Here is an 11,198-nt window from a genome sequence, read left to right as displayed (position 1 = left end):
CGCCCGCCGCGGTCGCCGCGCGCGCCTCCGCCCCCGCCAGCCGCGCCGCGCAGTCGAACAGGACCGCGCCCCGCTTCTCGGCATAGGCGGACAGCGTGACGCCATCGAGCACGGGGGCATCGAGCAGCGTCTCCCACCCCTCGATCATCCGCGCCATGTCGCCGCCCGGCACGCCGCGTGCGACGCAGGCTGCGGCCAGCGCCTGCAGCACCGGCTGTGCGGGCGGCGGCGCGGAATCGAGCTTGCTGATGGCGTCATGCCACCAGGTCAGCCGCATCTGCGCCAGCATCGGTTCGCCCTTGCCGCGCAGGACCGCGGCCAGCGTGTCATCGAGGTCCAGCAAGGCGGCAAGGCCCGCCCGCGCCGCCGTCGGTGCATAGGCGAGCACGATCGCGCGCTCCGGATCGCGCCCCGCAAAGCTTTCCTCGGGATTAACCACGCGTCTTCAACCGTACTTATCCATTGGCGTGCCACAGAAGGTCGTTGAACCGGGAATTGGATTAGGCACAGGAATGAAAAAGCGCGCTATTGCAAGCACGGATGCGTCGCGCCCCTTCCTCGTCAGGCTGGCGCGCGACACGCGCGGCAACACCATGGCGATCATGGCGGCGGCGATCTTTCCGATGGCCGGCATGATCGGTGGCGGGCTCGACCTCAGCCGCCTCTACCTCGTCAAGACGCGGCTTCAGCATGCCTGCGACGCCGGTGCGCTGGCGGGGCGCAAGGCGATGGGCGGCGGCCTGTGGACCCAGAGCAACAACATGCCGAACGGGGTCGCCCAGCGCTTCTTCTCGTCGAACATCGGCACCAGCGCCTATGGCGCGTCGAACATCGCGGCGACTTATACTGAATCGGCAGGCAAGGTAACGGGCGTCGCCACCGCCCAGGTGCCGATGACGCTCATGCGCGTCTTCGGCAGCGAGCAGCGCTCGCTGTCGGTCAGCTGCGACGCCGAAATGCGCCTGCCGAACACAGATGTGATGTTCGTGCTCGACGTGACCGGATCGATGGACTCGACGCTCCCCGGCGACAGCGAAAGCAAGCTGACCGGGCTGAAGGTCGCAGTGAAGTGCTTCTATGAAACGCTGGCGCGGCTCAATACTGCCGCGGCCTGCATCGCGGGCGACCCGAGCGGCGGCACCGGCGGGGAAACACAGATCCGGTTCGGCTTCGTTCCCTATGCGACCAACGCCAATGTCGGAAAGCTGCTCCGGCCGGAGTGGCTGGTCGACCGTTGGACCTACCAGTCGCGTGAGCGAGTAACCGTCGGCGGGATGCCTGGCGGCTATGTCGACGGGACCAAGGGGAATTGGAGCAACTGGTCCAACAACCAGAGCACCACCACCGCGACCAGGGAATTGTGCGAAGCATTTCTCCAACCGGCGGAGCGGGACGAGCCACGGAACAATAACTGGGGCGCCGGCTTCGAGGATTCCGAAGCCAACCTGCCGATCGGCACCTTCAAATCAAAGCGGCAATGGCGCGACCGCGAGTATCAATTCGTCTCCTACGCAGCAGGCAACAACGGGTGCAAATACCGCACGCGCACACGCAGCTATGACCGTACGTTCACGCTGACAGAGGTTCCGGTCGGCACGCCGTCGTCGGTCACGTTGAACGCATGGATGTACAAGCCGGTCGAGTTCGACGTGTCGGGGCTGAAAAACGGCACCGGGTGGAACGATTCTGTCACGTTGCCGCTCAGCACAAGCGCGATCAGCTGGGCAGGGTGTATCGAGGAACGCGACACGGTGCGCGCGACGAGCTATTATCCGATCGATCCAAACGCGCTCGACCTCGATATCGATCGTGTTCCAGAGCTGACCAGCCCCTCGACTCGGTGGCGTCCGGCGCTTCCCGTGACTTATCAGCGCAAGGAAAACTACGACAACACAAGCGCGCGGTCGCTGAATGAAATCCGCAGCTTCAACAATTTCAGCACCGGCAATTTCAACTGCAGCACGGCTGCGACACGGTTGACCGAATGGGCGACGGCATCAGCGTTCGAGGCGTATGTCGACTCGCTGACGGCGAACGGCAATACCTATCACGACATCGGGCTGATCTGGGGCGGACGACTGATGTCGCCGACGGGCCTGTTCGCCGACGATAACCGGTTCACGCCCGAAGGTGGTGAAATCGAACGGCACCTGGTGTTCATGACCGACGGCGACGCGTGCACCTCGGTGGCCAATTACCAGGCCTATGGTCTGTCCTGGTACGATCGCCGCCAGACCGATCCGGCCGTCGAGCCGACCGAAGGCTGCAGCACTACCGGCACGCTGACCCAGCAGGTCAACGCGCGCACCCAGGCGATCTGTTCGGCGATCAAGAACAAGAACATCACGCTGTGGGTGATCTGGTTCGGGACGTCGAACCCGACGATCGAGGGCCAGATGACGAGCTGCGCCAGCCCGAGCCGCTTCTTCAGCGCGCGCAATTCGACGCAGCTCCAGCAGACGTTCAACGACATCGCCAACCAGATCTCGCAGCTGAGGCTGACGCAATGACATGGTACGATCGCCTCGGCACAGCACTGGTCCGCGACGAGCGGGGAACAACGCTGGTCGAATTCGCAATGATCGCGCCGGTGATGACCGTGCTGCTGCTCGGCGGCATGGACATTGCGCACACGCTGTACATGACGTCGATGACGCAGGGGATCGTCCAGAAGACCGCGCGCGACGGAACGCTGGAAGGCGGCCAGCTCGATGCGCAGCAAACCGTCCTCGACGGGTTGGTCCGCACCGAAATCGGCAAGCTCAACAACCGGGCGGTCGTGCAAATCTCGCGTCAATTCTTCACGACCTACGAGCAGGCACAGCGTCGCTACGAGCCCTTCACCGACATGCCCGAGGGCGGTGCCAACGGGCGCTATACCTATGGCGAGGTATTCACCGACTCGAACGGCGACGGTGAGTGGAATACCGGCGAACCCTATGAAGACACGTTGTCGGAGCCGAATGGGGCCTGCAACAATGGCGAGGCCTATACCGACGAGAATAGCAACGGCACGTGGGAAGCCAATCTGGGCCGCGACGGCCAGGGCGGCGCCAAGGACGCCGTGATCTACAGCGTCAGGGTCACCTATCCGTCGGTATTTCCGTTCTACGCCTTTGTCGGTGGATCGGAATCGAAGACCGTGACCGCCACGACGGTGCTGCGCAACCAGCCCTATGGTGACCAGGAAGCCTTCGCCACCCCGCAGACGAGATATTGCACATGAGCCGCGCTGTCATGTTCCGTCGGCTGTCGACGCTGCGCCGCGACCGGAGCGGCGTGGCGCTGATCGAGTTCGCCTATACCCTGCCCTTCATGCTGCTGCTGTCGCTGAGCGGCGCGGAGCTGACCAACTACATCACGACCCGGATGCGGGTGAGCCAGCTCGCTCTTCAGGTCGTCGACAATGCCGCGCGGATCGGTCGCGGCACGCAGCTCCAGGCCAAGCAGATCAACGAGGGCGACATCAACGATCTATTCATCGGTGCGGCTCTGCAGTCGGGAACGCTCGACATCGCCAATAACGGCCGCATCATCCTGTCCAGCCTGGAGAACGATCCCGCCAATGCGGGCAAATACCGCATCCGCTGGCAACGTTGCACCGGTGCCAAGGTCGAGCATGCTTCGACCTTCGGTGACGAGGGCGACGCCAACCTCGACGGGATTGGACCCATCGGCCGACAGGCGACCGTGACGGACAACAACGCAACGATGTTCGTGCAGATCTTTTACGAATATCAGCCGCTGATCGAGACGGAATTCGCGCCGGATTCGCTGATGATGGAATATGCGGCGATGATGGTTCGCGACCGCCGCGACCTGTCCCAGGTCTATCCGGTTTCCGGCCTCACGCCGTCGACCTGCTGACGCTTTGACCGGATGACTGCGGCGAGGCGGGGCGACACCGCCGCCCCGCCTTCTCCGAACACGGCATGCGGATCAGCGATAGGTCACCTTCTTCACGGCCGCGACAACGCGGTCGGTGCTCACCAGCGCCAGCTTTTCCAGATTGGCCGCATAGGGTAGCGGCACGTCTTCGTTCGTCACGCGCAGCACCGGGGCGTCGAGATCGTCGAACCCCTGTTCCATCGCCACCGCGGCAAGCTCGGACGCGATCGAGCAGGTCGGCCAGCCTTCCTCCACCACCACCATGCGGTTGGTCTTCTTCAGGCTGCCAAGCACCGTCTGGGTGTCGAGCGGGCGCAGTGTGCGCAGGTCGATGACTTCGGCGTCAATCCCCTCGCCCGCCAGCTTCTCCGCGGCTTCGAGCGCAAGGCCGACGCCGATCGAGTAGCTGACGATCGTGACATCCTTGCCCGCGCGCATGATCCGCGCCTTGCCGATCGGCAGGACATAATCGTCGATCTTGGGCACTTCGAAGCTTCGGCCGTAGAGCAGCTCGTTTTCCAGGAACACGACCGGATCGTCGGTGCGGATCGCCGCCTTCATCAGCCCCTTGGCATCGGCGGCGTCATAAGGCGCGATGACGATCAGACCGGGGACGCTGGCATACCAAGGCCCGTAATTCTGGCTGTGCTGCGCGGCCACCCGGCTCGCCGCGCCATTTGGGCCGCGGAACACGATCGGGCAGCGCATCTGGCCGCCCGACATGTAATTGGTCTTGGCCGCCGAATTGATGATGTGGTCGATCGCCTGCATCGCGAAGTTGAAGGTCATGAACTCGACGATCGGGCGCAGGCCGCCCATCGCCGCGCCGGTGCCGACACCGGCAAACCCATATTCGGTGATCGGCGTGTCGATCACCCGCTTCGGCCCGAACTCGTCGAGCAGGCCCTGGGTCACCTTGTACGCGCCCTGATATTCGGCGACTTCCTCGCCCATCACGAACACGCGCGGGTCGGCACGCATCTCCTCGGCCATCGCATCGCGCAGCGCCTCGCGCACGGTCTGCTTGAACATTTCGGTGCCGGCGGGGACTTCCGGGTCGGGCGTGCGCGCGGTCGATTTGAGCGGCTCGGGCGTGCGTGCGCCGTCCTCGCTGTCAGCATCCGTCGCACCGGCGGAGGCCGGGGCCGCTGGCTGTTGCGCGCCGTCCCCATCGGCCCCGGCCTTCGCCGGGGCGACGCTTGCGGCATCCTCGCCCTCACCCGCCATCGTTGCGATCACCGTGCCGACCTTCACCCCGTCGGTGCCCTCGGCAACGAGAATCTGCGCGATCGTGCCTTCGTCGACGGCTTCGAACTCCATCGTCGCCTTATCGGTCTCGATCTCGGCCAGGATGTCGCCCGACTTGACCGTGTCGCCTTCCTTGACCAGCCACTTGGCCAGCGTGCCTTCTTCCATCGTGGGCGACAGCGCCGGCATCTTCAGTTCGATCGCCATCTCAATAGGTCTCCACCAGCACATCGGTGTACAGTTCGGTCGCGTCGGGCTCGGGCGTCGTCTCTGCGAAGTCGGCGGCGTCGTTCACCACCTTGCGGATTTCCGCCTCGATCGCCTTCAGCTCGTCTTCCTTGACGCCGATCGCCTCCAGCTCGCGCTTGCATTGCTCGATCGGGTCGGACTTTTCGCGGACCGACTGCACCTCGTCGCGCGACCGGTATTTGGCGGGATCGGACATCGAATGGCCGCGATAGCGATAGGTCTTCATCTCGAGGATGATCGGTCCCTTGCCCGCGCGGACCCAGGCGAGCGCGGTCTCGGCAGCACCGCGCGCGGCCAGCACGTCCATGCCGTCGACCTGGAGCCCCGGCACGCGAAAGCTCTCGCCCCGGCGATAGAGCTGGTCCTCGGCCGACGCGCGGTTGACGCTGGTGCCCATCGCATACTGGTTGTTTTCAATGACGAAGATGATCGGCAGCTTCCACAGCTCGGCCATGTTCAGGCTTTCGTACACCTGGCCCTGGTTCGCCGCGCCGTCGCCGAAATAGGCAAGGCACACGCCACCGTCGTCGTTGTACTTGTGGCTGAACGCCAGGCCCGCGCCCAGCGACACCTGCGCGCCGACGATGCCGTGGCCGCCATAGAATTTATGCTCGACGCTGAACATGTGCATCGAGCCGCCCTTGCCCTTCGAGATGCCCGCCTGGCGCCCGGTCAGTTCGGCCATCACGTCGCGCGGCGGAATGCCGCACAACAGCATATGGCCGTGGTCGCGATAGCCGGTGATGACGCTATCCTTGTCGGTCAGCGCCGATTGCAGGCCGACCGCGACCGCCTCCTGGCCGATATAGAGGTGGCAGAAGCCGCCGATCAGGCCGAGCCCGTAAAGCTGACCGGCCTTTTCCTCGAACCGGCGGATGAGCAGCATCTGCTTGTAGAAGTCGAGCAGCTGGTCCTTGCTCGCCTCGAACCGCACCGGTTCGTCGGGGCGCTCGCGATTGGGGATGGCGGGTTCACTTTTCGCGCGCTGCGCCGGTGCCTTGGCCACGTGTCGAGGGTCCTCGTTCCTGGGGAAGGGAAAGATGTGCCCGCCTATAAGCGCGAAGCGCGGCCGCGTGCAATGTTCACGCAAACGTCACCCTCGCCGCATCGCGATCCATTCGTATGCGACGCGATCCGGACCACCGCAGCGCGTCTATTCGAGCGGGATGATGACTTCGTTGGGATGCACGACGTTCAGCTTGGTGCGAACCAGCTCGTCGACCATGTCGGGATCGGCGCGCTTCTGGTCGAGCAGGCGGACGCGATTGCGAAGTTCGGCGCGGGCCTGTTGCAGCTCGGCGAACTGCGCGGCCTTGACCTCGCGCTGGCGGACATAGTCGCCATAGCGCAACACGCCATTGGGCCCGAGCACTGCATAATAGCCGAAGAACAGCATGAAGATCATCGACAGCGCGGGCACGCCGGCCCGGCTGACCAGGGATCGAATATTTGCTGATCGTGCCATGTCCCGTCATTACGCAAGCCGCGGCCGCGATCAACAGCTTTTGGTAACCATGACGCGATGCGCCCGCGCTTCGAGCGCAGAGGCTGCACCCTTGTGCGGATCTGCGGCTTGGCCAACGGCCCGCGCGCAATGGACAAGGGGCCACCGCAACCGACCGCCCGGCCAAACGTTACGGCTTCAGCTATTTTGGGGGGATGTCGTGGACGAGCAGAAAACCGGCAAATCACCCGTCGCCCGAAACGCGTTGGTCGCGGGCGACGCGGCGAAGGACGATTCCGGCCTGTCGGAAGCAGAGCAGGAAAAGATCGACGATCAGGCCCCGCTGCGTTCGCCTGCCCTGTTCGCGTCGATCAGCCAGGCGGGCGACGAGGAGATGCGACGGCCGTCCGGATCGCTGTTCTGGTCGGGCCTGGCGGCAGGCGTCGCGATTTTCGCATCGGTGATCGCGGAGGGCGCGCTGCATGAGAAGCTGCCCGAAATGGTCGGGCGCGAGGCGATCGCGGATCTTGGCTATTCGGTCGGCTTCCTGATCGTGATCCTGGGGCGTATGCAGCTGTTCACCGAACAGACGGTCGTTCCCGTCCTGTCGGTCGCGCGTCGCCCCACGCGGTCCAACCTCGCGCGGCTCGGGCGACTGTGGGCGATCGTGTTCGGGGCCAACATGATCGGGGCCTTCGCCGTCGCCGGGGTGGCAGCGGCCGGCGGGCTGGCCGCCCCGCCGCTGCAACAGGCGATGGTCGAGATTTCGATGAGCCTGCTGGGCAAGTCGCCGGGCGACGTGCTGCTGCAGGGGATACCCGCGGGCTTTCTGATCGCATCGATCGCCTGGCTGCTGGCGAGCACCAAGAGCGACCATTTCGCGCTCGTGCTCGTCATCACCTATGTGATCGCACTTGGCGGGTTCAGCCACGTCGTCGCCGGCGCGGCGGAGGCGTTCCTGCTCGCCTGGTCGGGCGAGGCGACCTTCGTCTGGGCAGTCCGCGACTTCATCCTGCCCGCCCTTGCCGGCAACATCATCGGCGGGACCGGCCTGTTCGCGCTCTTCGCCTACGCCCAGGTCCGACGGGAGCTTTAGCCGCTCAGCCGCTCAGCCGAGGCCGCACCGCTGAGCGACTTTGCCGAAGTTCTTGGCGGCCCGGAAGTCTGCAAAGCCGAGAACAGACTGGCGGGTGGTTGGTCTGGGGGGCCTGCGCCCCCTTCACTCTACGGCCATTGACCCCGGCGCCTCGCTCGCGGTCCGAGCGGCCGACGCAGCGCCGCCTCGACCGGCGCCTCGTGACGCGAGTACCGAGCCAATGACCGCCAGGATTGCGTAAATCGCCGTGATTGCCAGCATCGTCGCGGACAATTCCGCCTCCCCCGACGCCGTCTGCAGCACCAGCGTGGCGACCGGGCCGAGCGCGCAGATCGCGCCGGCCACAAGGGGCGACGTCAGCGCCAGCCCGGCCTGTGCCAGATAGATCGGGCCGATGAGGATCGCGAGAAAGATAACCGCCTGTCCCCCCATCTCGATTGCGGACATGCCGTTGAACGGCTGGGGGAGCGTCGCGGCAACCGATCCGGCGATCACCGCGACCAACAAAAAGCGGGAGCCAACGATGGCGAGCGGCGACACGCCAAGATGATTGAAGCGCTTGGCGTAAATGGTTTCAGCGGCGATGGCAGTCCCGGCCATCGCGGCGAGCGACACACCGATCGCCCCGATGGTCAAGGCAAGCGCCAGTACACAGCAGGCCAGGCCCCAATGCATAGCCCGCTCGGCGTTACCCGGCCGTCGCTCGCCTTGGCTGGTCAGGCCGAGCGCACCCAGCGCCATGACGGCGACCGGCGCAATGCCGCTGAACGCCAGGTTCACTGCGGCCGGTTCCACTAAGCGCAGTGCCTGGAAATAGCTTAGCCAGGCCATCGCCGTCGTCAGGTTGAGGAGCAACACGGTTCGCCAGCCACGGATCAGCAACCGAAGCTGATCCGGGCTGAACACCAGCAACGCCGCCCCGAACACCAGTGCGGCGGTCCCGAAAGCGAGCGCGGCTACTTCGAATAAGCCAAGCTGACCGAAAAGATGGCCGAGATAAACATCACGAACCGCTTGTGACGCGACAAAGCCGATCAGGCTGGCGATCCCGAGCGAGGACGCCATCCCCTTTTCAGTGCTGCGCATACTTCCCCCGTTGGACGATGTGATGCGCTCTTGCTGGCAGCATTACCCGCAATGACATCCCGTTCCTTGCGCCCGAAGCAGGCGCGCCGTGCATTGGCCGCAACAACCGGGACGCGCCGCCACCCGCCCCATGCCAAAGACATGTCCGAGAGGAGACACAGATGTCGTTTCGGATCGAGGGACTCGCCCCGGCGCAGTTTGCGCCGCTCTTCGCCAAGAGCGACGCGGCGCTTGCACGCGACGGCATTGTGGCGGTTTACGCGGACAATGACGATTATCCCTGCCGCATATCCCTCGCCGGCGCGGCAAGGGGCGATCGGCTGCTGCTGCTCAATTTCGAGCACCAGCCGGCATTGTCACCCTATCGCTCGGCCCACGCCATCTATGTCGCCAGTGGCTCGCGAGCGGCGGCGCAGTTCGTGGATACCATCCCTCCGGTGATCGCCGCGCGGCTGCTGTCGATCCGCGCGTTCGACACGAGCGGGATGATGGTCGACGCCGACGTCGTCGACGGCACCCGCGCGGTCGATCTGATCGAGCGCCAGTTCGCGGATCCCTGTGCCGCCTATCTGCACATCCATTTCGCCAAGCGGGGATGCTTCGCCGCCCGGGTCACGCGGGCGACTTGAGGTCGAGAGAGCCATTGCCCCTGTCCTACACCGCACTACCATGCCAGCCGCCCCCGCATGGCGTGGTTCGCCCCTTTTCCCGTCACCCGCGCAGCACGCTCCGCCCGGCATAGACGCCGGCATCGCCCAGCTCTTCCTCGATGCGGATCAGCTGGTTGTACTTGGCAAGCCGGTCGGAGCGCGCGAGGCTGCCTGTCTTGATCTGCCCGCAATTGGTGGCGACCGCCAGGTCGGCGATCGTCGCATCCTCGGTCTCGCCCGAACGATGCGACATCACCGCGGTGTAGGACGACCGCGTCGCCAGGCTGACCGCTGCCAGCGTCTCGGTCAGCGTGCCGATCTGGTTGACCTTGACCAGCAACGAATTGGCCAGGGCCTTGTCGATGCCCATCGCCAGCCGCTTGGGATTGGTGACGAACAGATCGTCGCCGACAAGCTGGACCTTGTTGCCGATCTTGTCGGTCAGCGCCTTCCAGCCCTCGAAATCATCCTCGCCCATCCCGTCCTCGATCGACAGGATCGGATAACGCGCCGCCAGATCGGCCAGATAATCGGCCATTTCGTGCGGGGTCAGCGACTTGCCCTCGCCGACCATCTCGTACTTGCCGTTCTTGAAGAACTCGGTCGCGGCGCAGTCGAGCGCGAGCATCACGTCGTCGCCGGGCGTGTAGCCCGCCGCCTCGATGCTCGCCATGATGAAGTCGAGCGCGTCGGTGGTGCTGGCCAGGTTGGGGGCGAAGCCGCCCTCGTCGCCCACCGCGGTCGCCAGCCCCTTGTCATGCAGCTTCTTCTTGAGCGTGTGGAAGATCTCCGCGCCGCACCGTACCGCTTCGGCCAGGCTGGGTGCGCCGACCGGCATCACCATGAATTCCTGGAAGTCGATCGGATTGTCGGCATGTTCGCCGCCATTGATGATGTTCATCATTGGCACCGGCAGGACATGCGCCGACACCCCGCCGACATAGCGATAGAGCGGCAGGCCGCGCGCATCCGCCGCCGCCTTTGCCACGGCCAGGCTGACGCCCAGGATCGCGTTGGCACCCAGCCGGCCCTTGTTCTCCGTGCCGTCCGCCTCGATCATCGCCATGTCGATGTCGCTCTGGTCCTCGGCGTCCATGCCCAGCACTGCTTCCGCAAGGTCGGCATTTACTGCCTCGACCGCCGCCAGCACGCCCTTGCCGAGGTACCGGCTCTTGTCGCCGTCGCGCCGCTCGACGGCCTCATGCGCGCCGGTCGACGCGCCGGAGGGGACCGCGGCGCGGCCGAAGCTGCCGTCCTCCAGCATCACATCGACCTCCACCGTCGGGTTGCCGCGGCTGTCCAGAATCTGGCGCGCGTGGATGTCGATGATTGCGGTCATGGAATGATCTCCCTAGGTATTGGCCGTGGACGGACGGGCCACCCGGCGCTGCCTCTATCGGCTGTCGCGGAGCGGAGCAATTGCCGCCGTGCCGGACGGAACCCCCGCCTTCGGACGATGTTGTCTGAAACGAGCGCGAACTTATTCTTTTGAGGGAAACCCAAGTCATGGCCAATCAGAACGCCCCCGAGGAAACCC

11 protein-coding genes are annotated in these 11,198 nt (G+C 65.1%); 5 read left to right on the top strand and 6 right to left on the bottom strand.

Features of this window, described 5'->3' with window-relative positions:
* Positions 1 to 439 (bottom strand): squalene/phytoene synthase family protein (locus AX709_RS03155; protein ID WP_197432010.1); only part of this gene is annotated, 439 nt, incomplete at its 3' end.
* Between the two features lie 73 nt (positions 440 to 512).
* Between AX709_RS03155 and AX709_RS03150 the strand changes: the two genes are divergently transcribed.
* From AX709_RS03150 to AX709_RS03140, 3 genes are read left to right on the top strand one after another with little or no spacing between them, the layout of a single operon-like run.
* Complete coding sequence (locus AX709_RS03150) at positions 513 to 2,510, top strand: TadE/TadG family type IV pilus assembly protein (protein ID WP_066546679.1); 1,998 nt, start codon at positions 513 to 515, stop codon at positions 2,508 to 2,510.
* Positions 2,507 to 3,226, top strand: a complete 720-nt coding sequence (locus tag AX709_RS03145) for a TadE/TadG family type IV pilus assembly protein (protein ID WP_066546677.1) — start codon at positions 2,507 to 2,509, stop codon at positions 3,224 to 3,226. The genes AX709_RS03150 and AX709_RS03145 overlap by 4 nt, the downstream gene beginning before the upstream one ends.
* Positions 3,223 to 3,867, top strand: coding sequence for a TadE/TadG family type IV pilus assembly protein (locus tag AX709_RS03140; protein ID WP_066546675.1), 645 nt, complete (start codon positions 3,223 to 3,225; stop codon positions 3,865 to 3,867). The genes AX709_RS03145 and AX709_RS03140 overlap by 4 nt, the downstream gene beginning before the upstream one ends.
* Positions 3,868 to 3,939: 72 nt before the next feature.
* On the opposite strand, the gene AX709_RS03135 is transcribed toward AX709_RS03140, so the two are convergent.
* The 3 genes from AX709_RS03135 to AX709_RS03125 all read right to left on the bottom strand — a co-directional run bounded on the left by AX709_RS03135 (position 3,940) and on the right by AX709_RS03125 (position 6,850).
* On the bottom strand, positions 3,940 to 5,343 hold the full coding sequence (locus tag AX709_RS03135; protein ID WP_066546673.1) for a pyruvate dehydrogenase complex E1 component subunit beta: 1,404 nt from the start codon (positions 5,341 to 5,343) through the stop codon (positions 3,940 to 3,942).
* 1 nt (position 5,344) lies between these two features.
* Positions 5,345 to 6,391: a pyruvate dehydrogenase (acetyl-transferring) E1 component subunit alpha gene (gene pdhA, locus AX709_RS03130; RefSeq protein ID WP_066546671.1), complete on the bottom strand. Its 1,047-nt coding sequence runs from the start codon at positions 6,389 to 6,391 to the stop codon at positions 5,345 to 5,347.
* A gap of 147 nt (positions 6,392 to 6,538) precedes the next feature.
* Positions 6,539 to 6,850 (bottom strand): FtsB family cell division protein, encoded by a 312-nt coding sequence (locus AX709_RS03125; protein ID WP_066479466.1) that lies wholly within the window; start codon positions 6,848 to 6,850, stop codon positions 6,539 to 6,541.
* 199 nt (positions 6,851 to 7,049) lie between these two features.
* Between AX709_RS03125 and AX709_RS03120 the strand changes: the two genes are divergently transcribed.
* Complete coding sequence (locus AX709_RS03120) at positions 7,050 to 7,925, top strand: formate/nitrite transporter family protein (protein WP_197417036.1); 876 nt, start codon at positions 7,050 to 7,052, stop codon at positions 7,923 to 7,925.
* A gap of 123 nt (positions 7,926 to 8,048) precedes the next feature.
* Here the strand turns inward: AX709_RS03120 and AX709_RS03115 are convergent, their stop codons facing one another.
* A complete protein-coding gene (locus AX709_RS03115) occupies positions 8,049 to 9,011 on the bottom strand; it encodes a hypothetical protein (protein ID WP_156454126.1) in 963 nt (320 codons plus the stop codon).
* A 161-nt stretch (positions 9,012 to 9,172) separates the two neighbouring features.
* Here AX709_RS03115 and AX709_RS03110 point away from each other — a divergent pair, with 161 nt between their 5' ends.
* Positions 9,173 to 9,640, top strand: coding sequence for a DUF1203 domain-containing protein (locus AX709_RS03110; RefSeq protein WP_066546665.1), 468 nt, complete (start codon positions 9,173 to 9,175; stop codon positions 9,638 to 9,640).
* An 82-nt stretch (positions 9,641 to 9,722) separates the two neighbouring features.
* Here the strand turns inward: AX709_RS03110 and eno are convergent, their stop codons facing one another.
* Positions 9,723 to 11,000, bottom strand: coding sequence for a phosphopyruvate hydratase (gene eno, locus AX709_RS03105; RefSeq protein ID WP_066546662.1), 1,278 nt, complete (start codon positions 10,998 to 11,000; stop codon positions 9,723 to 9,725).
* Positions 11,001 to 11,198: the final 198 nt, after the last annotated feature.

This window comes from Sphingomonas sp. CCH15-F11 (assembly GCF_001557005.1).
Taxonomy (GTDB): domain Bacteria; phylum Pseudomonadota; class Alphaproteobacteria; order Sphingomonadales; family Sphingomonadaceae; genus Sphingomonas.
This window is presented reverse-complemented; position numbering and strand designations above follow the sequence as displayed.

What these genes read in the sequence shown, in the direction of transcription:
- AX709_RS03150 (WP_066546679.1), top strand. Translation starts at nt 513, where the DNA reads ATGAAAAAGCGCGCTATTGCAAGCACGGATGCGTCGCGCCCCTTCCTC.
- AX709_RS03145 (WP_066546677.1), top strand. Translation starts at nt 2,507, where the DNA reads ATGACATGGTACGATCGCCTCGGCACAGCACTGGTCCGCGACGAGCGG.
- AX709_RS03140 (WP_066546675.1), top strand. Translation starts at nt 3,223, where the DNA reads ATGAGCCGCGCTGTCATGTTCCGTCGGCTGTCGACGCTGCGCCGCGAC.
- AX709_RS03135 (WP_066546673.1), bottom strand. Translation starts at nt 5,343, where the DNA reads ATGGCGATCGAACTGAAGATGCCGGCGCTGTCGCCCACGATGGAAGAA.
- AX709_RS03125 (WP_066479466.1), bottom strand. Translation starts at nt 6,850, where the DNA reads ATGGCACGATCAGCAAATATTCGATCCCTGGTCAGCCGGGCCGGCGTG.
- AX709_RS03115 (WP_156454126.1), bottom strand. Translation starts at nt 9,011, where the DNA reads ATGCGCAGCACTGAAAAGGGGATGGCGTCCTCGCTCGGGATCGCCAGC.
- AX709_RS03110 (WP_066546665.1), top strand. Translation starts at nt 9,173, where the DNA reads ATGTCGTTTCGGATCGAGGGACTCGCCCCGGCGCAGTTTGCGCCGCTC.
- eno (WP_066546662.1), bottom strand. Translation starts at nt 11,000, where the DNA reads ATGACCGCAATCATCGACATCCACGCGCGCCAGATTCTGGACAGCCGC.